Here is a 22,870-nt window from a genome sequence, read left to right as displayed (position 1 = left end):
GATCAGAAGTGCAGGAACCGGTCGCGGAGCTTGCCGAACAGGCCCTGCTGGAACTGCGAGAGCTCGGGCGCCGCCGAGCGGCGACCGGCCGCGAACTTCTCGATGAGCTCTCGCTCCTTGTGGCTGAGCTTGGTGGGCGTCACCACCTGCACGCCGATCTTGAGGTCGCCGCGCCCGGTGCCGCGGAGCTTCGTGATGCCCCGGTCGCGGATCGTGATGACGTCGGCGCTCTGGGTGCCCGGCTTCAGCTCGATCTCCACCTCGCCGTCGAGCGCGTGCAGGGTCGTCTCGGTGCCCAGGATGGCGTCGGCCATCTGGACCTCGAGCGTCGCGAGCAGGTCGTCGCCGTCGCGGCTGTAGATGTCGTGGTGGCGCACCTTGACCTCGAGGTAGAGGTCGCCGTTGGGGCCACCGGCCTGGCCGACCTCGCCCTGGCTCGGCAGCTGCAGCCGGATGCCCGTGTCGACGCCCGCGGGGATGTCGATGGGGATGGTGCGGCGTGCCCGGACCCGGCCCTGGCCCTGGCAGGTGGGGCACGGGTTCGGGATGACGGTGCCGTAGCCGCGGCAGGTGCCGCAGGGGCTCGAGGTCATGACGTTGCCGAGCAGCGACCGGACGGTGCGCTGGATCTGGCCCGAGCCGTTGCAGATGTCGCAGGTCTGGGGCGACGTGCCGGGCGCACAGCACGACCCGTTGCACGTCTCGCACAGGACGGCCGTGTCGACCTCGATGTCGCGGGTCGTGCCGAAGACGATCTCCTCGAGGTCGACCTCGAGGCGCAGGAGGGCGTCCTGGCCGCGCTCGCGACGTGACCGGGGGCCCTGCCGCTGGCCGCCGCCTCCTCCGCCTCCGAAGAACGCGTCGAAGATGTCGCCGAAGCCGGCTGCGCCGCCGCCGCCGCCGAACCCGGCCTGCGGGCCGAGGTCGTAGCGCTCGCGCTGCTGCGGATCGCTGAGCACGTCGTAGGCGTGCGTGACGTCCTTGAAGCGCTCGGAGGCCTCGGGGCTCGGGTTGACGTCCGGGTGCAGCTCGCGCGCGAGCCGGCGGTACGCCTTCTTGATCTCGTCCGGCGTCGCCGAACGGTCGACTCCGAGCACGTCGTAATGATCTGCCACTTGTTCTCGTCTGCCTCTGGTGTCTGGGGGTGGTCTCGTGGGGGCTGGTCAGGGGCCGCGGCGCCGGGGCGCAGGACCGAGGAGGTGCGGGTCGTCAGCGCTCGGAGAGCAAGGACGAGAGATAGCGGGCCACCGCACGCACGGCGGCCATGTTGGTCGAGTAGTCCATGCGCATCGGGCCGAGCACGCCGAGGCGCGCGACCTCGCTGCCCGTCGAGGTGTACCCGCTCGCGAGCACGGACGCCTGTGAGAGGCCGAAGGAGGCGTTCTCCCGTCCGATGCTCGCCGCCACGTCGACCGCGTCGAGCTGCATCTCGCCGAAGAGGCGCAGGAGGGCCACCTGCTGCTCGATCGCCTCGAGGACCGGATAGAGGTCGCCGCTGAAGTCGTCGCCGGTGCGGACGAGGTTGGCCGCACCGGCCATCACCAGACGCTCCTGCCGCCCCGCGGCGAGCTGCTCGGCCAGGCTCGCGACGACGAGGCCGACCACGACGGCGTGCTCGGGGCGGAACCCCTCGTGCAGGTCGGCCAGGAGGGCGGCGGCGGCGCTCAGCTCGGTGCCGCCCACCGCCGCGTTCAGCGCTCGGCGGAGCTCGGCGAGGAACTCGTCGTCGACCGCCACGGGCAGCTCGACGAGCCGCTGCTCGACCTGGCCCGTGTCGGTGATGAGCACCGTCATGACGCGTCGCTCGGCCAGGCTGACCAGCTCGACGTGGCGAACTCGGGCACGGGAGAACGAGGGGTACTGCACCAGCGCCACCTGGTTCGTGAGCTGCGACAGGAGCCGGACGGTGCGGCCGAGCACCTCGTCGAGGTCGGCCGAGTCGCCGAGGAACGTCTCGATCGCCTGGCGCTGGGCGGCGCTGAGCGGTCGCAGGTCGGCGAGGTGGTTCACGAAGAGCCGGTAGCCCTTGTCGGTCGGCACCCGACCGGACGAGGTGTGCGGCGCCGCGATCAGCTCTTCTTCTTCGAGGAGCGCCATGTCGTTGCGGATGGTCGCGGCGGAGACGCCGAAGTGGTGCCGCTCGACGATCGACTTGGAGCCCACGGGCTCGCGGGACGCGACGTAGTCGTGCACGATGACGCGCAGAACCTCGAGACCACGTTCCGAGACCACGACGCACCTCCCTCTCGCACGGCCGGCGGCGGAGTCGTCAGGGCTGACGACCCGAGCCCGCTGGCACTCGTCATGCCAGACTGCCAATCCTACGTCACGCCGCCGTCCGGGCCTACTCGACCCGCACCTCCTGCCCTATGCTCGCCGTGACGCCCGCCGGACGACCTCGTCCGGCAGGGAGGCCAGCACCGACCACCCGCGACGCGCCCGTTCGCCTCGACGCGGTCGGGCCCACGACGACGAACAGGTGAGCAGATGACCGACACCCCTCCCTCCCAGCCGAACGACCCGCAGGGCTCCGGCTGGGGCCAGCAGCCCGGCCAGGGCCAGCCCGGCCCGCAGCAGCCCGGCTGGGGCCAGCAGCCCGGTCAGCCCGGCCCGCAGCAGCCCGGCTACGGCCAGCAGCCCGGCTACGGCGCCCCCCAGCCCGCGCAGCCCCTGCGGCCTGAGGACGAGAAGCTCTGGGCCACGCTGATCCACGTCGGCGGCATCCTGCTCAGCTTCGTCGCGCCGCTGGTCGGCTACCTCGTGCTCAAGGACCGCGGGCCGTTCGTCCGCGAGCACAGCCGTGTCGCGCTGAACTTCCAGCTGACGATGGTCATCGCGTACGTCATCGGAGGTGCGACGTCGTTCCTCGGCATCGGCCTGGTGATCACGCTCGTCGCGGGCATCCTCGTGATCGTCTTCGGCATCATCGCCGCCCTGGCCGCCAACCGCGGCGAGTACTACAAGTACCCGCTGAGCATCGAGTTCATCAAGGCGTAGCCCGCCGGCACGCTCGTCGAGGCGCGTCTCCCCGCTCGGGAGGCGCGCCTCGCGTCGTCTCGGCAGGACGTCGCTGGACGGGCGCGCCCGGGAAGGACCGGACTCAGATCGGCAGCAGCCGACGGACGACGGCGTCGGCCATGAGCCGTCCCGTGCGCGTGAGGACCACGCGGCCGGCCAGGGCCTCGCGCCCCTCGACCCAGCCGTCCGCGATCAGCCCCGCCACGGCCGCCCGGCCTTCGGGATCGAGGTCGGAGGTGGGCAGGCCCTCGCGCATCCGGACCGCGAGCAGCACCCGCTCGACCCGGCGCGTCTCGGCGTCGAGGGTCTCGCGGCCGGCTCCGGGCGACTCCCCCGCGGCCATGCGCTGGCCGTAGGCGGCCGGGTGCTTCACGTTCCACCAGCGGACACCGCCGACGTGGCTGTGCGCGCCCGGGCCGACGCCCCACCAGTCGTGGCCCTGCCAGTACGACAGGTTGTGGCGCGAGCGGTGCTGCTCGTCGCGAGCCCAGTTGCTCACCTCGTACCAGCCGTAGCCGGCGGCGGCCAGGCGGTCGTCCGCGAGCTCGTACATGTCGGCGGCGGTGTCGTCGTCGGGCTGGGCGACCTCGCCCCGGCGGATCTGCCGGGCGAGCTTCGTGCCGTCCTCGACGATGAGCGAGTACGCGGACAGGTGGTCGGGCTCCTGCTCGAGGGCGACGTCGAGCGACCGGGACCAGTCGTCCAGGGTCTCGCCGGGGGTCCCGTAGATGAGGTCGAGGCTGACGTCGAGCCCGGCGTCGCGCGCCCAGCGCACGACGAGGGGCACGCGCTCGGGGTCGTGCGTCCGCTCGAGGGTCGCGAGCACGCTCGGCACAGCGGACTGCATCCCGAAGCTGACCCGCGTGAAGCCGGCGGCCGCCAGCGCCTCGAGGTACTCGGCGTCGACCGAGTCGGGGTTCGCCTCCGTCGTCACCTCGGCGCCGTCGACCAGCCCCCAGGTGTCGACCACCGACGAGAGCATGGCGGCGAGGTCGGAGTGCGGCAGCATCGTGGGCGTGCCGCCGCCGAAGAAGACGGTCGAGACCGGACGAGGAGGCAGCCCGGCGCCCTCGAGGACGCGACCGGCGAGGCGCACCTCGTCCACCGCCTCCTGCGCGTAGTCGTCTCGCCGGGCCCCGCGCAGTTCGTCGCCCGTATAGGTGTTGAAGTCGCAGTAGCCGCAGCGGACCCGGCAGAAGGGCACGTGCAGGTACACGCCGAAGTTGCGGTCGGCGACGCCGTCGAGCACCGAGGCCGGCAGCGAGCCGTCGACGGGGGCAGGGTCGCCGAGGGGAAGGGCTCCGGGCACCGTCAGTCGCCCGACCGGCGAGAGCCGGGCTCGCGGATCTCGTCGTCGTGCGCCGCCTCGGCGGCGGCCTCGAGGTCGATGTCGGCCTCGGCGGGGACGTCGGGCTCGCTGAGGCTGAGGGCACTCAGGTAGCGACGGGTGTACATCGCCTGCTGGCGGCGCATGAAGGGCTCGACGAGCTTCCAGCGCCAGGTGCTCGGGCGGGAGAACGAGCGGATCGACAGCCAGACGGAGCCGTCGTCGGTCTGGTCGACGACCCAGCTCTCCTCGCCGCTCTCCGGGTGGCCGTCGAGCGTGCCGTAGGCGAAGCCCTTGCGCCTCGGCTCGTCGACGACGTAGACGACCCGGACGGGCGCCTGCACGCTGCGGCCGTAGGCCGAGATCGACAGGGTCGCCGTCGTTCCGGCGGTGAGGAAAGCCGTGCCGTCGGGGGCGAAGCGCGACTCGTCGCGACCCTGCTCCCAGTGGGCAGGGTCGACCGGGACGCCGTCGTCGTCGAAGGTGACGGGGTGGTAGCCGCCCTCCTCGACGGGCGGAACCGAGTCGACGCGGACCTCGATGCCGCTCCGCTCCTGGATCTTCCAGGTCATCGTGGCGATCCACGCCGCCTCGAAGCGGGCGTCGCCGTGGCCGACACGGGTGCGGTACTCGGCCGGGCGGAAGCCCTTCGGCGGGTACTGCATCAGGTCGGGCGCCTGCGTCGCCCCGACCTCGCCGTAGGTCGTGTGCGTCTCGGCGTGGGTCGATCGGCGCATGTCGGCTACTTCTTCTCTTTCTTCGCCTCGGTGTCGCCGCTCAGGGCGGCGATGAACGCCTCCTGGGGCACCTCGACGCGACCGATGGTCTTCATGCGCTTCTTGCCCTCCTTCTGCTTCTCGAGCAGCTTGCGCTTGCGGCTGATGTCGCCGCCGTAGCACTTGGCGAGGACGTCCTTGCGCATGGCCCGGATGCTCTCGCGCGCGATGATGCGGGCGCCGATGGCGGCCTGGATGGGCACCTCGAACTGCTGGCGCGGGATGAGCTCGCGGAGGCGGCCCGTCATGAGGACCCCGTACGCGTAGGCCTTGTCGCGGTGGACGATCGCGCTGAACGCGTCGACCTGCTCGCCCTGGAGCAGGATGTCGACCTTCACGAGGTCGGCCTCCTGGTCGCCGATGGGCTCGTAGTCGAGGCTCGCGTAGCCGGCCGTCTTCGACTTGAGGCTGTCGAAGAAGTCGAAGACGATCTCGCCGAGGGGCATCGCGTACCGGATCTCGACCCTGTCTTCGCCGAGGTACTCCATGCCGAGCAGGGCGCCGCGGCGCTGCTGGCAGAGCTCCATGATGACGCCGACGTAGTCCTTCGGGGCGAGGATCGCCGCCTTGACCATCGGCTCGCTCACGCTGGCGATCTTGCCGCCGGGGAACTCGCTCGGGTTCGTGACGGTCACCGTCTGCTTGTCGTCCGTGGTGACCTCGTAGACGACGCTCGGCGCCGTGGTGATGAGGTCGAGGCCGAACTCGCGCTCGAGGCGCTCGGTGATGATCTCGAGGTGCAGCAGGCCGAGGAACCCGCAGCGGAACCCGAAGCCGAGCGCGACGCTGGTCTCGGGCTCGTAGACGAGGGCCGCGTCGGACAGCTTGAGCTTGTCGAGGGCCTCCCGCAGGTCGGGGTAGTCGCTGCCGTCGATCGGGTACAGGCCCGAGTAGACCATCGGGAGCGGCTCGACGTAGCCGGCCAGCGCCTCCGTGGCGGGCTTCGCGGAGGTGGTGACGGTGTCGCCGACCTTGGAGAGCCGCACGTCTTTCACACCGGTGATCAGGTAGCCGACCTCGCCGACCGAGAGCCCCTGGCTCGGCGTCGGCTCGGGGGACGACACGCCGATCTCGAGGATCTCGTGCGTCGACTTCGTCGACATCATCTGCACCTTCTCGCGCGGGTGCAGGGTGCCGTCGATCATGCGGATGTAGGTCACGACGCCGCGGTAGCTGTCGTAGACGGAGTCGAAGATCATCGCGCGGGGAGAAGCATCGAAGTCGCCTGTGGGCGACGGGATGCGGTCGACGACGCGGTCGAGCAGCTCGGTCACCCCGACGCCCGTCTTGCCGCTCACGCGGAGGACGTCGGCGGGGTCGCCGCCGATGAGGCTCGCGAGCTCGGCCGCGTACTTCTCCGGGTCGGCCGCCGGCAGGTCGATCTTGTTGAGGACCGGGATGATCTCGAGGTCGTTCTCGAGCGCCAGGTAGAGGTTGGCCAGCGTCTGGGCCTCGATGCCCTGGGCGGCGTCGACGAGGAGGATCGCGCCCTCGCACGCGGCGAGCGACCGGCTGACCTCGTAGCTGAAGTCGACGTGGCCCGGCGTGTCGATCATGTTCAGGGCGAAGGTCTGGCCCTCGCGCTCCCAGGGCATGCGCACGGCCTGGCTCTTGATCGTGATGCCGCGCTCGCGCTCGATGTCCATGCGGTCGAGGTACTGGGCGCGCATCGCCCGGTCCTCGACGACGCCGGTGATGCCCAGCATGCGGTCGGCGAGCGTCGACTTGCCGTGGTCGATGTGCGCGATGATGCAGAAGTTGCGGATGTGCTCGGGCGCGGTCTTCGCCGGCTCGAGTGCACGGGTTGCTAGGGGGCTCACACGGTCCTCTGGGGGTGGCGGGCGGTTGTCGCCTCGATTCTCCCACGTCGCGCTCGGGAACCGTGTCGGCAACTCCTGATGCGTGAACGGCCGCCGAGCCGCCGCAGGCGCCCACGACACCCCACGGCGCACCGGTCAGGAGTTGTCGACGCGGCGCGCGGGCCGGCGCGCGTCGACGCCGGGCTGCGGACCGACCGTCGGCTGGACACGGGGCCCAGGGCGTCAGCCGAGCACGTGGAACAGGCCGGCCAGGCCGATCGGGACCGCGGCGAGCAGGCCGACCACGACGAACGCGACGCTGCCGAGCAGCATCACCGCCGAGGCGACGATGCCGATCAGCGCCATCGTCCGGCCCTCGGGTTCGCGGCGTCGGCCGAGGACGCCGAGCACGACGCCGACGATCGGCACGACGAACGTGAAGCTGAGAGCCACGGACGCGATGCCGAGCACGAGGCTCGTCACGCTCAACGGCGAGTGGAGGCCCCCGGCGGCGGCAGGGGCGGACTGGGCCGCGGCGTGCGCGGCGAGGGGCGGAGTGGAGGGTGCGGTGTTCGTCATGTCTCGAGCCTACGAAGGAGGCGCAGCCCGCCTGAAGGGGGCAGACCCCCGGATCGAGGCGGGGGCGTCCCCGTCAGGCACCGGGCGCGGGGAGGGCCCTGAGGCCGCGCTCGATCACCTCGGGAGCCGCGGCCAGGCAGATCCGGATCCAGCCCTCTCCCGACCGGCCGAAGGCGCTGCCCGGGGCCACGGCCACTCGCTGCTCGAGCAGGAACCGCTCGGCCCAGCCTGCGACGTCGCCTTGCGACGCGTGGCTCACGTCGATCCAGAGGTAGAAGGCGCCCTGCGGGTCGAGGTGCACGATCTCGCGCTCGGCCAGGAGGTCCGTGGCGAGCCCGAGGTTGCGGCGATAGTGCTCCCGGGCCTCGGACACCGGGCCGTGGTCGCCCGTGACGGCCGCCAGGGCAGCGTGCTGGTCGGGCTCGGCGACACAGCTGATCATGGCCTCCTGGACCGAGCGCATCGTCGGGGCCAGGCCGCGCGGCGTCACGAGGTAGCCGACGCGGACGCCGGTCATGGCGTACGTCTTGCTCAGCGAGAACGCGCTGAAGACCCGGTCGTCGGCGTCGAGGGAGGCGATGCTGACGTGCGGCGTCCCGTAGGTGAAGTACTCGTAGACCTCGTCGCTGATCACCCACAGGTCGTGTCGGGCGGCCAGGTCGAGCAGCCCCTGCAGCACCTCACGCGGCCAGACGACCCCGAGGGGGTTCGACGGCGAGTTGACGACGACGGCCCGGGTGCGGTCCGTGACGGCCGCCTCCATCGCCTCGAGGTCGGGCAGGAAGCCGTGATCCGGCGAGAGCGCGTACGGCACGGGGACGGCGTCGAGCATGTGCGCGTTCATCGAGAACGTCGTGTAGCCGGGGTCGGGCACGAGCACCTCGTCGCCCGACGCGAGGACGAGCCCCATGGCCTGGTACAGCGCCTGGGTCGCCCCGACCGTGACCCAGACCTGCTCGACGTGGACGTGCAGGTCGTTCTCGCGGGCGAGCTTGGCCACGAGCGCCTCGCGGAGCGGGGCGATGCCGCCGTTCGGCGTGTAGCCGGTGCGGTCCTCCGACCAGGCACGGCGGGCCGCGTCGCCGACGTGGTGCGGCACCGGCACGTCGGGCTCGCCGATGACCAGCATGGCCACGTCGTCCAGGCCGGCAGCGAGCTCGAACACCCGGCGGATGCCCGAGGCGGGGACGGACGCGATGTGCGGGGCGAGCGACGGCATGACGGCACCGTACTACGGGCGACACGCCCCTCCGCCGGGTCACCGGAGCCCGTCGGGGACGCCCTATCATTGAGAGTCGGGCGACGTGCTGGTAACGTTGCCTGTTGGCTTGCGCGGAACGTCTGACGTGACGGATCGCGAACGCAGCCGAGAGCCGCTCCGGTGGCACCACCGGCGGCAGTCCGAGAAGAGCCAGTCCCTTCCCGGTCGGCTCGCAGCACCACCTCACAGAACCGTCCCCCGGGCACGGCGCCGCATCTCGGTGCCGCAGGCCCCGACACACGAAACAGGAAGTAGCGAACGTGGCGAACATCAAGTCGCAGATCAAGCGCATCGGCACCAACAAGAAGGCCCAGGACCGCAACAAGGCCGTCAAGAGCCAGCTGAAGACCGCCGTCCGCGCCGCGCGCGAGGCCATCGTCGCCGGCGACAAGGACAAGGCGACCGCATCGCTCGCCCTGGCCTCGAAGAAGCTGGACAAGGCCGCCAGCAAGGGCGTCATCCACAAGAACCAGGCCGCGAACCGCAAGTCGTCGATCGCGAAGCAGGTCGGCGCTCTCTGAGCCTGATCACCTGAGCGCCTCGCGCTCGCTGCGAAGGGCCCCGTCTCGACCGAGACGGGGCCCTTCGCGTGTGCCCGGTCAGCGCCCGACGGCGCCCCTGGTCGCCACGGTCGTCACCATCCGCTCGAGCGCGTAGATCGCGTCGCGTTGGGCGCCCTTGACCGCGGCGTCCGTCTCGGCGAGCAGCTCGATGCACCGGCCGAGGCCGTCCTCGCTCCAGCCCCGGACGTCGCGCTGTGCGCGCTCGACCTGCCACGGGGCCATGCCGAGGCGCGACGCGAGCTGGCCGGACGGGCCGTAGACCCCCTGCACCTTCGCCATGGTGCGGATCTTCATCGCGAAGGCCGCGACGACGGGCACCGGGTCGGCGCCCGACGAGAGGGCGTGCCGCAGGAGCACGAGCGCCTCGCCCTGGCGCCCCGCGATCGCCGCGTCGGCGACCTTGAAGGCGTTCGTCTCGACCCGGCCCGCGTAGTACTTCTCGACGGTCGCCTCGGTGATCTCGTCCGCCGCGTCCGAGATCAGCTGCTGGCAGGCGCTCGCGAGCTCGGCCAGGTCGTCGGAGAAGGCGGTCACGAGCGCTCGCAGGGCGCCGCCCGACACTCGGCGACGTGCGGACCGGAACTCGCCCGCGGCGAAGTCGTGCTTCTCCGTGTCTTTCTTGAGCTCCGCGCACACGACCTCGACGCCCCCGCCGACGCCCGCACGGATCGTGTCGAGCAGCTTCTTGCCGCGCACTCCCCCGCCGTGCCGCAGCACGAGATAGGTGTCGTCGGCCGGCGACTCGAGGTATCGCAGCGTCTCGGTGAGGAACGCGTCGGTGCACTTCTCGACCGACACCACGCGAAGGAGGCGCGGCTCGGCGAACAAGGACGGGCTCGCGAGCGTGATGAGCTCACCCGGCTGGTAGTGGTCGGCCTCGAGGTCGTGGACCTCGAGGCTCGGATCCTCGGCGACGAGCTGGTCACGGAGCTGACGGACGGCGCGCTCGGCGAGGAACTGCTCCGGCCCGCTGACGAGGACGACGGGTGCGGGTCGGATGGCGTGCCACGGGACCTGGTCGACGGCGACGACCGCCTTCTTGGTCGGCTTTCCGGTGGTTCTCGCGGCCACGGTCCTCCTCGGTCGAGGACGCCTCGGACGTCCTCGACCCAGCGTAACGGCCTCCCCCGACGCCGAGGGCTCGGCCGAGCTCTCGTCGTCCGACTCGGCCCCCGAGGCGTGCTGGCGCCAGAGCCGCAGGCCTGCGTCGCCGACCACGACGGCGGCGTCGCCGTCGAGATCGGTCCTCGTGACCTCGGCGCCCGCCTCCTCGACCATGTCGAGCGCTTCTCTGCGCGGGTGCCCGTACGTGTTGTCGGCGCCGACCCCGACGAGCGCGACGGCCGCGCCGAGAGCGTCGTACAGCGCGGCGTGCTGGTCCGCGGAGCCGTGGTGGGAGACCTTGACCACGTCGACGCCGCGCAGGGCCTGTCCCGCCGCCGAGAGGAGGCGACGCTGCGGAGCCGCGGCGAGGTCTCCCAGGTCGACGAACGACAGGCAGTCCCTGCGGCAGCCGGGCAGGGGCCGCCACAGGACGACGACGCTCGCGTCGTTGCCCGCCGTGTCCGTCCGCAGCGGCCAGAGCACCGACCAGCCGAGCTCGCCGAGGACTCCCCCCGTGCCGACCGCGACCTCGACGACCTCCGCGCCGCTGCCGGCCAGGTCGTCGACGATGTGCTCGTCGTCGGGGCTCGCCGTCGGCCCGACCAGGGCGCGACCCACTCGTCCCGTGACCACGTCGACGGCTCCGACGTGGTCCGCGTCGAAGTGGGTGAGCACGAGGAGGTCGATCCGGTCGACCCCGAAGCGGCGGAGGCAGCCGCCGAGCGCCTCCTCGTCGTCGCCCACGTCGACGAGGGCGACCTGGTCGGCGCTCCGGACGAGCACCGCGTCGCCCTGTCCGACGTCGCACTGGGCGATGGTCCAGCCGTCGGGCACGACGCTGCGCTCCCCCGCGCGGACGCCCGCCACGGCGCCTGCGGCGACCACGAGCGAGCCGACGAGCAGCACGACCGCCGCTCGCCGGACGTGCCCCCGAGACCGTGCCAGGACCGCCCCGGCCACGAGGACGGAGAACCCGGCCATCAGCACGACCCCGATCGCCCCGCCCGCGATCTCCACCCGCGCGAACGGCCAGGACGCGGCGGACCGGGCGACGGCGCCGACCCACGTCGACGGCACCCACGCGGCGCGCGCGGCGAGCTCTGCGAAGCCCGGCGCCCAGGAGGCGGTCGCGCAGACAACGAGTCCGCCGACGGTCGCGAGGGGCGCCGCCGGCTCGGCCAGGACGTTCGCCACGACGCCGTGCACGGCCAGCCGCGGGTCGAGGAGCAGCAGCAGCGGCTGGCAGGCGAGCTGGGCCGCGACCGGGACGGCGAGCACCGCCGCCAACGGGCGCGGCAGGAACGAGGCCAACGCGGCGGCCAGGGGCGCGGCGAGGACGACGAGCCCTGCGGTGGCGAGGACCGACAGCGCGAATCCGAGGTCTCGAGCCAGCCAGGGATCGACGACCAGGAGCCCGGTGACGGCCAACGCGAGGACGGGCAGCCCGGACACGGGGCGTCCTGCCGCGAGGTGCCCGAGCACGACCAGTGCCATGACGGAGGCGCGGACGATGCTGGGCTCGGGGGTGACGAGCGCGAGGAACGCGAGGAGCAGGACCGCCGCGAGCAGGAGGCGTGCCGTCCTCGGCACTCCGAGCGCCCCGCCGACGAGCATGACGAGTGCCACGAGAACGGCGCAGTTGGATCCTGAGACGGCCGTCAGGTGCGACAGCGAGGACGCCTTCATCGCCTCGTCGAGTTCGTCGTCGACGGCGGACGTGTCCCCCACGGCGAGCCCGGGCAGGAGGCTGCCGCCGTCGCCCGGCAGCTCCGCGGTCACGCCGCGGAAGTCGGAACGCACCGAGTCGGCCACGCCCGCCGCGCCGGAGGGCGTGGCCCCGGGGACGACCTGACCGCGCGCCGCCGCGACGAAGGCGACGTCGTCTCCCGGCTCGACAGGGAGGACCGAGGCCCGGGCGGCCAGCTGCTGCCCCACCTCGACGGTCGATCCCTCCGGGACGCGCGGCCCGAGGAGGAGGAACGACGCCCGGCCACGCCAGACGACCTCGTCGTCGACGACGACCTCGTCCACCGTCACCTGCGCGGCTCGCGTGCCGGGCACCACGCGGGCCCTGGCCGTGCCGTGGAGGTCCGCGGCGTGGCCGGACAGGGCCACGAGCGCCTCCGGGTAGCGCACCTGTTGTCGAGCGGCAGCGCTCACGAGCACGAGCCCCGCCACGAGCGCCACGAGCGCGACCAGCGCCAGGGCAGGGACGACGCGGGAAGCCGACGAGCCCGACGCAGACGCCGACGCCGACGACCCACGCCGAGTCCGCCGGCCGACCACGACGGCACCGCCCAGGGCGGCGGCGCCGACGAGGAGGAGCAGGGCGCTCACCGCGACGTGCAGCTCGGGACGCGGCAGCACCACGACGAGGACGACCCAGGACGCCCCCGCCGGCGCCGCCCAGCGGACGTCGACCTGCGTCGGCGCCCTCACACCCTCACCAGCGGGGCCAGCTTCGCGAGCGTCTTCTCGCCGATCCCGCTGACGCCGAGCAGGTCGTCCACCGACCGGAACCCGCCGTTCTCCCGGCGCCAGTCGAGGATCGCCGCCGAGGTCGCCGGCCCCACCCCGGGAAGGGTCTCGAGCGCGGCGGCGTCGGCCGAGTTGAGGTCGACGAGAGCCCCGCCGGCCGCGGACGCCCCTCCGCCCGCGCCGGCGCCCGCACCACCCGCGCCGTCGCCGACCCCGCCTGCCGACCCGGCGACCGACCCGCCGACGAGCCCGTCCGCCGGCGCCTCCCCGACCGCGGGCACGTACAGCTGCTCACCGTCGACGAGGAGCCGTGCCAGGTTCACCGCGCCCTGCTCCGCGTCGGCCGCGAAGCCCCCCGCCGCCGCGACGACGTCGACCACACGCGCCCCGGAGGCCAGCTCGTAGAGGCCGGGCGCGGCGACTCTCCCGTGCACGTGCACGAAGACCGGCGAGCCGGACGCCACGGGTGCTCCCGACGCCCCGGGCGGCCCGGACGCCCCGACCGGCTCATCGGCCGACGTCGGCCGCGACGTGATCGCGGTCTCGCCCGCACCTCCTCGAGTCGCCGTCGCCGAGACCGCGACGGTGACCGCGAGCACGGCCAGCACCAGCACCACCACCGCGCCGACCCCGAGCCGCCAGCGAGGCCCGCGGGGGGCCGCGGGATCAGGGGCGGAACGGAAGTCGACGACCATCCCCCGACCGTAGGAGGAGCGACTCAGCCCCCGCAGACGACGACGGCCGCCCTGGGGAACCAGGACGGCCGGTCGGCGACGGGGAGGAGCGAGTGCGCTACTTCACCGCGATGGCGACGAGGCGGGGCGCCCGCACGACGACGTTGACGATCTGCTTGTCGCCGACGGCACGCTGCACCGCGGCCGAGGCCCTCGCCAGGGCCTCGAGCTCGTCGGACGTGATCTTGGGCGAGACCTCGAGACGGTCGCGCACCTTGCCGTTCACCTGGACGACCGCAGTGACGCTCGTCTCGACGAGCAGCGTCGGGTCGGCTCGCCGCCAGCCGAAGTGGGCCAGGCCCACGCCGTCGTAGCCGAGCAGCTCCCACATCTCGGACGCCGTGTAGGGCGCGAAGAGCGAGAGGCCGAGGGCCACCGTCTCCGTCGCCTCGCGAACGGCCGGGTCGGCGGCGCCGGCGCCGCTGTCGATCGTCTTGCGGACGGCGTTGACGAGCTCCATCAGGCGAGCGACGACGACGTTGTACTTGAACGCCTCGCTGAGGCCGGGAGCCTCGGCGAGGAACCGGTGGGTCACCCGGCGCAGCGCCTGGTCGCCCTCGGCCCACACGACGTCCCGCGGGCTGTCGACGTCGGTCGCCAGCCGGAACGCCCTGGCGAGGAACTTCGCGGACCCGGCCGGCGAGACGTCGGCCCAGTCGATGTCGTCCTCGGGCGGGCCGGCGAAGGCCATCGTCAGGCGGATCGCGTCGACGCCGTGCTTCGCGATCTCGTCGGAGAGGCTGACGACGTTGCCCTTGCTCTTGCTCATCTTCGCGCCGTCCTGCAGCACCATGCCCTGGTTCAGCAGGGCGCTGAAGGGCTCGGTGAAGTCGACGTGCCCGAGGTCGAAGAGCACCTTGGTGATGAAGCGCGCGTAGAGCAGGTGCAGGATCGCGTGCTCGACGCCGCCCACGTACTGGTCGACGGGGGCCCACTTGCTGGCCTGGGCCGGGTCGAAGGCCCGTTCGGAGTCGGTCGGGTCGAGGAACCGGAGGAAGTACCACGAGCTGTCGACGAAGGTGTCCATCGTGTCGGCGTCGCGACGGGCGGGCGACCCGTCGCGCGGGTCGGGCACGTTCACCCAGTCGGTGGCCGCTCCGAGCGGCGAGCTGCCCTTGGGCTTGAGGTCGAGGCCCTCGGTCGACGGCAGCAGCACGGGCAGCTGGTCGACGGGCACGGGCACCTCGACCCCGTCGGCGCCGTGCACGATCGGGATCGGCGTGCCCCAGAAGCGCTGCCGCGAGATGAGCCAGTCGCGCAGACGGTACGTCTTCGCGGCCTTCCCGGCCCCCGTCTGCTCGAGGAGCTCGATCACGCGCTTGATCGCGTTCGACTTGCTCAGGCCGGTGAGCGGCCCCGAGTTCATCAGCCGGCCCTCGCCGGTCAGGGCGACTCCGGTCGACGCCGGGTCGAGGTCGGGCAGGTCGTCGGGCAGGATCGCCTGGCCCTCGTCGTCGAGCTGCAGCTTCGGGATGACGCCCGTGACGGGCGCGTTGGTGTCGACGACGACGCGGACCGGCAGGTCGTACTTGCGGGCGAAGTCGAGATCACGCTGGTCGTGCGCGGGCACGGCCATGACGGCGCCGTGGCCGTAGTCGGCGAGCACGTAGTCCGCGGCCCAGACGGGCATCGGGTCGCCCGTGACGGGGTTCACCGCGACGCGCCCGAGGGGCACGCCGGTCTTCGGGCGCTCACTCGACTGTCGCTCGATCTCGGTCGCCTTCTGCACCTCGACGAGGTAGGAGGCGAAGGCCTCCTTCACGTCGTCGGTCGCGTCGGCGACGAGCTCTGCCGCGAGGTCGGAGTCGGGCGCGACGACCATGAAGGTGGCGCCCCAGAGCGTGTCGGGACGGGTCGTGAACACCGTGACCCGCTCCTCCCTGCCCTCGATCTCGAAGTGCACGTCGGCACCGATCGACCGGCCGATCCAGTTGCGCTGCATGTTCAGCACCTTGGTCGGCCAGTGGCCCTCGAGCTGGTTGAGGTCGTCGAGCAGGCGGTCGGCGTAGTCCGTGATCTTGAAGTACCACTGCGTCAGCTTCTTCTTGACGACGACGGCGCCCGAGCGGTCGGACGTGCCGTCGGCGAGCACCTGCTCGTTCGCGAGCACGGTCTGGTCGACCGGGTCCCAGTTGACCCAGCTGTCCTTGCGGTACGCGAGGCCCTTGTCGTACATCTGCAGGAACAGCCACTGGTTCCACTTGTAGTACTCGGGGTCGCTCGTGTGCAGCACCCTGTCCCAGTCGAACGAGGGCGCGTAGAGCTTCATGCTCTGCTTCTGCTGGGCGATGTTCGCGTAGGTCCACTCGCGGGGGTCGACCCCGCGCTTGATGGCCGCGTTCTCGGCGGGCAGGCCGAAGCTGTCCCAGCCGATCGGGTGCAGCACGTTGAAGCCCTGCTGGCGCCAGTAGCGCGTGACCATGTCGCCGAGCGCGTACTGCTCCGCGTGCCCCATGTGGAGGTCGCCCGACGGGTAGGGGAACATGTCGAGGATGTACTTGCGCGGCCGCTTGTCGTCCGGGTCGACGGCGAAGGGCTTCGCCTCCTCCCAGACGGCCTGCCACTTCTGCTGCAGGCGGGCGGGGTCGTAGGCACGCTCCGTCTCGCCCTCGGAGACGCCCGGCGTGCCGGGGGCCGGGGTAGTGGACGCCTGGTCGGCGGACGGTGTCGTGTCGTGCTCGTGGGCCACGGGACTCTCAATCGCTGCGGTGGGGAGATGGGCGGCCCGAGGGCGCCCTGAGGGGCACGCGCGCGGGGCGGTCCGTCGTCCAGGGTAGCGGGCCGATCCGCCCGTCAGGGCACGGGCGGCGTCGACACGGCAGGGGCCGAGGAGGCGCCCCCCGGGACCGCGTCGAGGGCGCGCAGCAGGGCGGCCGACTTCAGGCGCACCTCCTCGAGCTCGACGGACGGCACCGACGACGCGGTGATGCCTCCCCCGGCGCCGACGCTGGCGCGGCCGGGGCGCAGGGACGTGGCCCGCTCGACGACGATCGACCGGATCGCCATGGCGAGCGAGGCGGAGCCGTCGAGGCCGAGACGGCCGACGACCCCGGCGTACACGCCGCGGGGGCTCCCCTCCCACTCGGCGAGCAGCTGCACGGCCCGGCGCTTGGGCGCACCGGTCATCGACCCCGCGGGGAACGCCGTCTCGACGACGTCGAGGGCGGTGCGGCCGGGCGCCAGGACGGCCGTCACCGTGCTCGCCAGCTGGTGCACGTGCCGGTACGACCGCACGGCGAACAGCTCGGTCACCGTCACGCTGCCGGGCGCCGCGACCCGGGTCAGGTCGTTGCGCACCAGGTCGACGATCATCAGGTTCTCCGCGAGCTCCTTCTCGTCGGCGCGGAGCTCGGCGGCGGCGCGCGCGTCGGTCGCAGGGTCCGACGACCGCGGCCGCGTCCCCTTGATCGGCGACGACGACACCGCGCCCTCCGCGACGACCCTGAGGAACGACTCGGGCGACGCCCCGAGCACCGACGTGGGCCCGATCCGCACGAAGGAGGCGTGCGGGGCCGGAGAGGACCGGCGCAGCCTCCGGTACACGGCCAGGTCGTCCACGTCGCCCTCGACGGTGGTGGTCGTGGTGAGGCAGAGGACGTAGGCCTCGCCCGCCGCGATGGCCTGCTGGCACCGCGACACGAGCGCGAGGTAGGAAGCGTCGGCGTGCCGGCGTCGGGCCGGGCGCGTCGGGGCACCGGGCTGCGACGGGGGCTCGGGGTCGCCCTCGGGCACAGCCGACCAGGCCGCGGCTAGGTCCGACAGCCACCGGTCGTCGCCCAGGACTACCGCCTCCACCGTTCGCTCGCCGTGGTCGAAGACCACAGCGCGGTCGACCAGCAGCAGTGCGAGGTCGGCGGGGGCGTCCGGGTCGGGCACGAGCCCGGCCGTGACCGACGGAGGTGCCCCCCGGCCCTCGCCGACGGTCGCGTCCCGGTCGAGCAGCCAGGTGCCGACGCCGTAGCCGAGCCAGCCGGTCGGCCCGAGCGGGTCGGCGTCGTCCCGCGGCTCGGCGAGGACGGCACGGAGCTCCGCCCACGCGGCAGCCAGGGCGTCGGGACCCGTCGCCGTGAGGTCGGGCCCCCAGGCGACGACCGACCGACCGGACGACGCACCCGGCCCGGCGTCCGTCCAGGCGACGTCGCCCGTGCTCGCGAGGGCGAGCACCACGGCCTCCGGGTCCCGCCACGGGAGCGGGCGACGGTGGACCGGGAGACGCATACCCTGAGTGTATGAGCCCCGGCGAGACACTCCTGTGGCGCGACGGCGCGCTCGCGGCGTCGCCCGGCACCCCGAACGGCGACGTGCTCGTGGCCGACTCGTGGCTCGTGCTCGACGGTGCCGTCCGTGCCCTCGACGTGCACCGCGACCGCTTCACGTCGTCCGTCGCGGCGACGGGGCTCGTCGCCGACGACGACGCCGCGGCCTTCTGGGGCGGGGTCGTCGACCGCCTGCCGCGCGACGGCGCCTGGTTCCCCCGGGTCGAGCTGGTCCGCTCCCGCTCGGCAGGGGCGCCCGAGCTCCGGGCCCGGCTGCGGACCGCTCCCGACCGCACGAGATCCGTGCGCGTCGCGACCGCGGCCCGCGACCCACGCACGTCGCCCCTCGTCAAGGGGCCCGACCTCGCGGTCCTCGGGGACCTGCGGGCGGAGGCATCGGCGAGGGGAGCCGAGGAGGCGGTGATCCTCTCCCCCGAGGGCCACGTCGTCGAGGGGGCGTGGAGCTCCCTGGTCTGGTGGCGCGGCGACTCCCTCTGCACGCCGGCCGACGACCTGCCCCGCCTGCCGGGGGTGACGTCGCGCACGGTGCTGACCCTCGCCGCCGTGCTCGGCGTCGACGTGCTCCACGACCGGACGACCCCGGCAGAGCTGGACGGTGCCGAGATCTGGTCGCTCAGCGCACTGCACGGCGTCCGGATCGTCGACGGGTGGGTCGACGGGCCGTCGCCGGCGGAGGAGCCGGGGCGGCTCGCGGCGTGGCAGGCTCGCCTCGACGCCCTGCGCCGCCCGCTCCCGGCGAGGTCCTGACCGACCTGCCGGACCAGGGGGCTCCCGGCCGGCAGTGCATAGGATCGGCCGGGTGGACGACGTGCTGACAGGACTCCTCGACCTCGTGCAGTCGGTCGACCCGCTCCTCCGGACCCTGCTCGCCGGGCTCGCCATGGTGCTCGAGACGAGCGTCCTGCTGGGGCTCCTCGTTCCCGGCGACACGGTGGCCGTCGTCTCCGCGACCGCAGTGGTCGGCCCGGTGGAGTTCGCCTCCCTCGTCGTCGCCCTCGTGCTCGGCGCCCTCACGGGCGAGAGCATCGGCTTCGCGCTCGGGCGGCACTTCGGCCCGGCGATCCGGCGCAGCCGTCTCGGCCGGCGCCTCGGCGAGCACAACTGGACCAGGGCCGAGAACTACCTCGCCCGACGCGGCGGCATCGCGGTGTTCGTGTCGCGGTTCCTGCCCGTGCTGCACTCGCTCATCCCGCTGACCGTGGGCACGAGCCCCATGCGCTACCGGACGTTCCTCGCCTGGACGACGCCGGCCTGCCTCCTCTGGGCGACGGCGTACGTGTCGGTGGGCGCGGCGGCCGCCGGCAGCTACCGCGAGCTCGCCGACCGGCTGCACGGGGCCGGCTACGTCTTCGTCGGCATCGTGGTCGCGTTCGCCGTGGTGGTGCTGCTCGTCAAGCGGCTCGTGCACCGACGCGAGGAGAAGCACATGGCCCGCCCTGACGACGACGCCGTCTGACGACGGCTGCTGATCACGGCCGCTGACGACGGAGGGGCCGACACGTCCGTGCCGGCCCCTCCCCCTCGCTCGTCGAGCGTCAGACGTCGCTGATCAGCCGACGAGCCCCTTGCTCTCGAGGAAGTCCTTGGCGATGGTGCCCTCGGACTCCTTGTCGGTCTGGCTCCTGGAGTTCATCTCCTGCAGGTCGGCCGAGGTCAGCGCCGCGTCGACCGCGTCGATGATGTCCTGGGCGCCCTGGTCGACCTTGTCCGAGACGATCGGCACCACGTTCTGCGGCAGGATCATGTTCTCGGGGTCGTCGAGGGTCACGAAGTCGTTCTCGACGATCAGCGGGCTGGCCGAGTAGAGGTCCGCGATCTGGACGCTGCCGTCCGACAGCGCCTTGGCCGTCAGCGGGCCGCCTCCGTCGTCGATCGGGGTCGAGGTGACGTCGACGCCGTAGATGCTCTTCAGGCCGGGAGGGCCGTAGGGACGGTCGACGTTCTCCGGCGGGGCGCCGAGGGCGATCGAGCCGGAGTAGTCCTTGAGGTCGGCCAGGCTCGTGATGCCGTTCTCCTCGGAGAACTCCTTCGTCACGTTGTAGCTGTCCTGGTCGGTCGCCTCGGCGGCGGTCAGGCTGGTGAGGCCGTCGGGCAGCGCGTCGGCGAGGGCCGACTCCACCTCGTCGGGCGTCTTGGCGGTCGTCTCCGCGTCGTAGAACTGCAGGAGGTTGCCGGAGTACTCGGGGAACACGTCGATGCTGCCGCTCTCGAGCTCGGGCAGGTACACCTCGCGCTGGCCGATGTCGTACTGACGGTCGACCGTGTAGCCGCCGTCCTCGAGCGCCTGGGCGTAGAGCTCGGCGATGATCTTGTTCGAGTAGTACTGCTGCGAGCCGATCACCAGGGCGTCGGAGGACGACGCCGTGTCGTCGGAGCCGCTGCTGAGAGGGTCGCTCGACGAGCACCCTGCCAGGGCCACCACGGCCCCGATCGCGACTGCACCGAGAACGGTGAGCCGGCCTTTCTTCGCTGTGTTGTTCACTGTGTTCCTTCCTGGAGGGGTGTTGCGGTGCCCGGGGCGCGTCGGGCGACGCGCGCGCGGGAGTCGGTGGGACGCCCGGCGGTGACGCCGGCCGGGACGACGAGTCGCTGGACGACGGAGAAGACGACCTCGAGCGCGACCGCGAGGGCGATCACGAGGATCGAGCCCGCGAGCATCGTGCCGTAGTCGTTCGCGCGCAGCCCGGTGATGATGTAGCTGCCGAGGCCGCCGGAGCCGACGATGGTCGCGAGCGTCGCCGTCGCGACGACCTGCAGCACCGCCGAGCGGATCCCGCCGATCAGCAGCGGCAGCCCGAGGGGCACCTCGACCCGCGTGACGATCTGCCACTCGGTCATCCCGACGGCGCGGGCGGCGTCGACGGTGGAGCGGTCGACGGCCTCGAACCCCGCGTAGGCGCCGGCGAGCACCGAGGGGATCGCGAGGATGACGAACGAGATCATCGGAGCCGTCAGGCCGATGCCGACCCAGCCCGCGACGAGCGTGATGACGCCGAAGGTGGGCAGCGCCCGGGCTCCCCCGGAGACCGCGACCGCGATCGCGCGCCCGCGACCGGTGTGGCCGATGGCGAAGCCGACGGGGATCGCGACGATCGACGCCAGGGCGACCGCCACGACCGAGTACCAGAGGTGCTCGCCGAGGCGGGCGGGGATGCCGTTCGGGCCGACCCAGCTGCTGCCGTCGCCGATGAACGCGAATGCCTCCGCGAAGAAGTTCACGAGCGCACCGCCTCTCGCCGAGTCGTCCGGGGCGCGGAGGCGCCGCTCCCGGACGAGCGGGCCGACGACCGCCTCGAGGAGGCGCGGCGCGGCCTGCCGGGACGGCTCCACGGCATCAGAGCGCGACCGAGGAGCACGAGCAGCCCGTCCAGGACGAGCGCCATGACGATGGTGACCACGATGCCCGCGAGGATCTCCTCGGGGATGTCCCGCTGGAAGCCGTCGATGAAGAGGAGGCCGAGGCCGTTGACGCCCAGCACGCCGCCGACGGTGGCGAGGCTGACCGTGCTGACGACCACGACCCTGAGGCCGGCGAGCATGACGGGGCCCGCGAGGGGGAACTCGACGCGCCAGAAGCGCTGCCAGCTCGAGTAGCCCACGGCCGTGGCCGACTGCCGTACGTCGACCTCCACAGCGCCCAGGGCGTCGGCGACCGAGCGGACCATCAGGGCCACCCCGTAGAGCGTCAGGCCGATGACGATGTTGACGGGGCTGCGGAGGGACGTGCCGACGATCGCCGGCAGGGCGACGAACAGGGGCAGGGACGGGATCGCGTAGAAGAGCCCTGCGACCGTCAGGATGCCGCGCGACACGCGATAGCGGTTCGCGAGCCAGCCGATCGGCAGCGAGATGACGAAGGCGAGGACGACAGGAGGCACGCTGAGGGCGAGGTGCACCAGCGTCTTGTCCCAGATGTAGTCGGCGTTCGACCAGATCCAGTTCACGACGCGTGCCCACCCTGCGCCGGGGCACCCGGGGCCTGGACGGCACCGGCCTCGCTCGGGCCGGCCGGTCTCGCGCGCGGCACGGTGCCGGGCGCCGTCAGCACGCCGGTCGTGCGGCCGTCGTCGTCGACGACGACCTGGCCGGTGGCGGTCTGCTCGATGTGCAGGGCCCGCTTGCCCCGGTTCGAGCCGACGAAGTCGGCCACGAAGTCGCTGGCCGGGTCGGACAGGATCTCGGCGGGCGAGCCCTTCTGGGCGATCTTGCCGCCCTTCTCGAGGATGACGACCTGGTCGCCCAGGAGGAAGGCCTCGTCGATGTCGTGCGTGACGAACACGACCGTCTTGTCGAGGTCGCGCTGCAGCCGCACGAGCTCACGCTGCAGGTCGGCACGGACGAGCGGGTCGACGGCGCCGAAGGGCTCGTCCATCAGGAGGATGTTCGGGTCGACGGCGAGGCCCCTGGCGACGCCGACGCGCTGCTGCTGGCCGCCGCTGAGCTGGCTCGGCCAGCGGTCGGCGAGGGAGCGGTCGAGCCCGACCGTGTCCATCAGCTCCAGGGCCCGGCTCCGCGCCTCCTTCTTGGAGACGCCCTTGAGCACGGGGACGGTCGCGATGTTGTCGACGACCCGGCGGTGCGGCAGCAGGCCCGAGTTCTGCATCACGTAGCCGATGCTGCGGCGGAGCCCCACGGGCTCGAGGCCGCCGATCTCGTCGCCGTCGATCTCGATCGACCCGCTGGTCGGGTCGACCATGCGGTTGATCATCCTGAGGATGGTGGTCTTGCCGCAGCCGCTCGACCCGACGAAGACGGTGGTCTTGAGGGACGGGATGACGAGGCTGAAGTCGTCGACGGCGAGGGTGCCGTCGGGGTACTGCTTGGTCACCGAGGTGAACTCGATCATGGGTGGCTCATTCCTCGTGGGCAGCACGAATCGACACTTGCCAGTCCCGACACTGAACCACACGACGACGGACGAGGGCCGCTCCTGCCTCGTCCGTGTCGCAGAACG

The 22,870-nt window shown here is 72.5% G+C and carries 19 protein-coding genes and 1 pseudogene; 4 read left to right on the top strand and 16 right to left on the bottom strand.

Features of this window, described 5'->3' with window-relative positions:
* Positions 1-2: 2 nt before the first annotated feature.
* A complete protein-coding gene (dnaJ, locus tag ES689_RS03670; RefSeq protein WP_146900315.1) occupies positions 3-1,115 on the bottom strand; it encodes a molecular chaperone DnaJ in 1,113 nt (370 codons plus the stop codon).
* Positions 1,116-1,209: 94 nt separating this feature from the next.
* Positions 1,210-2,232 (bottom strand): heat-inducible transcriptional repressor HrcA, encoded by a 1,023-nt coding sequence (gene hrcA, locus ES689_RS03665; protein WP_146900312.1) that lies wholly within the window; start codon positions 2,230-2,232, stop codon positions 1,210-1,212.
* Between the two features lie 255 nt (positions 2,233-2,487).
* Between hrcA and ES689_RS16075 the strand changes: the two genes are divergently transcribed.
* Entirely contained in the window at positions 2,488-2,997 is a 510-nt protein-coding gene (locus tag ES689_RS16075) for a DUF4870 domain-containing protein (protein WP_146900309.1), read from the top strand.
* A 103-nt stretch (positions 2,998-3,100) separates the two neighbouring features.
* Here ES689_RS16075 and hemW read toward each other — a convergent pair whose 3' ends face one another.
* From hemW to ES689_RS03635, 5 genes are all read right to left on the bottom strand, one after another.
* Entirely contained in the window at positions 3,101-4,327 is a 1,227-nt protein-coding gene (hemW, locus tag ES689_RS03655) for a radical SAM family heme chaperone HemW (protein WP_146900306.1), read from the bottom strand.
* A gap of 2 nt (positions 4,328-4,329) precedes the next feature.
* Positions 4,330-5,082 (bottom strand): DUF1990 family protein, encoded by a 753-nt coding sequence (locus ES689_RS03650; protein WP_146900303.1) that lies wholly within the window; start codon positions 5,080-5,082, stop codon positions 4,330-4,332.
* Between the two features lie 5 nt (positions 5,083-5,087).
* Complete coding sequence (lepA, locus tag ES689_RS03645) at positions 5,088-6,941, bottom strand: translation elongation factor 4 (RefSeq protein WP_146900300.1); 1,854 nt, start codon at positions 6,939-6,941, stop codon at positions 5,088-5,090.
* 222 nt (positions 6,942-7,163) lie between these two features.
* On the bottom strand, positions 7,164-7,499 hold the full coding sequence (locus tag ES689_RS03640; RefSeq protein WP_146900297.1) for a DUF4190 domain-containing protein: 336 nt from the start codon (positions 7,497-7,499) through the stop codon (positions 7,164-7,166).
* A gap of 73 nt (positions 7,500-7,572) precedes the next feature.
* Positions 7,573-8,718, bottom strand: coding sequence for a pyridoxal phosphate-dependent aminotransferase (locus ES689_RS03635; protein ID WP_146900294.1), 1,146 nt, complete (start codon positions 8,716-8,718; stop codon positions 7,573-7,575).
* A gap of 302 nt (positions 8,719-9,020) precedes the next feature.
* Between ES689_RS03635 and rpsT the strand changes: the two genes are divergently transcribed.
* A complete protein-coding gene (gene rpsT / locus ES689_RS03630; RefSeq protein WP_146900292.1) occupies positions 9,021-9,281 on the top strand; it encodes a 30S ribosomal protein S20 in 261 nt (86 codons plus the stop codon).
* Positions 9,282-9,359: 78 nt separating this feature from the next.
* Here the strand turns inward: rpsT and holA are convergent, their stop codons facing one another.
* From holA to ES689_RS03610, 5 genes and pseudogenes are all read right to left on the bottom strand, one after another.
* Positions 9,360-10,394, bottom strand: a complete 1,035-nt coding sequence (gene holA, locus ES689_RS15805) for a DNA polymerase III subunit delta (RefSeq protein WP_223269430.1) — start codon at positions 10,392-10,394, stop codon at positions 9,360-9,362.
* Between the two features lie 666 nt (positions 10,395-11,060).
* Positions 11,061-12,155, bottom strand: a pseudogene (locus tag ES689_RS15800) (ComEC/Rec2 family competence protein); the annotation flags it as partial.
* Positions 12,156-12,862: 707 nt separating this feature from the next.
* Complete coding sequence (locus ES689_RS03620; RefSeq protein WP_146900288.1) at positions 12,863-13,600, bottom strand: ComEA family DNA-binding protein; 738 nt, start codon at positions 13,598-13,600, stop codon at positions 12,863-12,865.
* Positions 13,601-13,697: 97 nt separating this feature from the next.
* The gene (leuS, locus tag ES689_RS03615) at positions 13,698-16,328 is read right to left on the bottom strand and encodes a leucine--tRNA ligase (protein ID WP_370512324.1); all 2,631 of its coding nucleotides are present in this window, start codon (positions 16,326-16,328) and stop codon (positions 13,698-13,700) included.
* A 104-nt stretch (positions 16,329-16,432) separates the two neighbouring features.
* Positions 16,433-17,857: an anthranilate synthase component I family protein gene (locus ES689_RS03610; RefSeq protein WP_146900285.1), complete on the bottom strand. Its 1,425-nt coding sequence runs from the start codon at positions 17,855-17,857 to the stop codon at positions 16,433-16,435.
* Between the two features lie 11 nt (positions 17,858-17,868).
* Between ES689_RS03610 and ES689_RS03605 the strand changes: the two genes are divergently transcribed.
* Complete coding sequence (locus tag ES689_RS03605; protein WP_146900281.1) at positions 17,869-18,663, top strand: aminotransferase class IV; 795 nt, start codon at positions 17,869-17,871, stop codon at positions 18,661-18,663.
* A gap of 52 nt (positions 18,664-18,715) precedes the next feature.
* Complete coding sequence (locus ES689_RS03600; protein ID WP_146900278.1) at positions 18,716-19,372, top strand: DedA family protein; 657 nt, start codon at positions 18,716-18,718, stop codon at positions 19,370-19,372.
* A gap of 93 nt (positions 19,373-19,465) precedes the next feature.
* Here ES689_RS03600 and ES689_RS03595 read toward each other — a convergent pair whose 3' ends face one another.
* From ES689_RS03595 to ES689_RS03580, 4 genes are read right to left on the bottom strand one after another with little or no spacing between them, the layout of a single operon-like run.
* The gene (locus ES689_RS03595; RefSeq protein ID WP_146900275.1) at positions 19,466-20,398 is read right to left on the bottom strand and encodes an ABC transporter substrate-binding protein; all 933 of its coding nucleotides are present in this window, start codon (positions 20,396-20,398) and stop codon (positions 19,466-19,468) included.
* The gene (locus ES689_RS03590; RefSeq protein WP_146900272.1) at positions 20,395-21,135 is read right to left on the bottom strand and encodes an ABC transporter permease; all 741 of its coding nucleotides are present in this window, start codon (positions 21,133-21,135) and stop codon (positions 20,395-20,397) included. The genes ES689_RS03595 and ES689_RS03590 overlap by 4 nt, the downstream gene beginning before the upstream one ends.
* Positions 21,132-21,860, bottom strand: a complete 729-nt coding sequence (locus ES689_RS03585) for an ABC transporter permease (RefSeq protein WP_146900269.1) — start codon at positions 21,858-21,860, stop codon at positions 21,132-21,134. The genes ES689_RS03590 and ES689_RS03585 overlap by 4 nt, the downstream gene beginning before the upstream one ends.
* The gene (locus ES689_RS03580; protein ID WP_146900266.1) at positions 21,857-22,762 is read right to left on the bottom strand and encodes an ABC transporter ATP-binding protein; all 906 of its coding nucleotides are present in this window, start codon (positions 22,760-22,762) and stop codon (positions 21,857-21,859) included. Before ES689_RS03580 ends, ES689_RS03585 begins: the two co-directional genes overlap by 4 nt.
* Positions 22,763-22,870: the final 108 nt, after the last annotated feature.

Origin of the sequence: Frigoribacterium sp. ACAM 257, from assembly GCF_007954365.1 — a bacterium.
In the GTDB taxonomy this organism is placed as follows: domain Bacteria; phylum Actinomycetota; class Actinomycetes; order Actinomycetales; family Microbacteriaceae; genus Frigoribacterium.
This window is presented reverse-complemented; position numbering and strand designations above follow the sequence as displayed.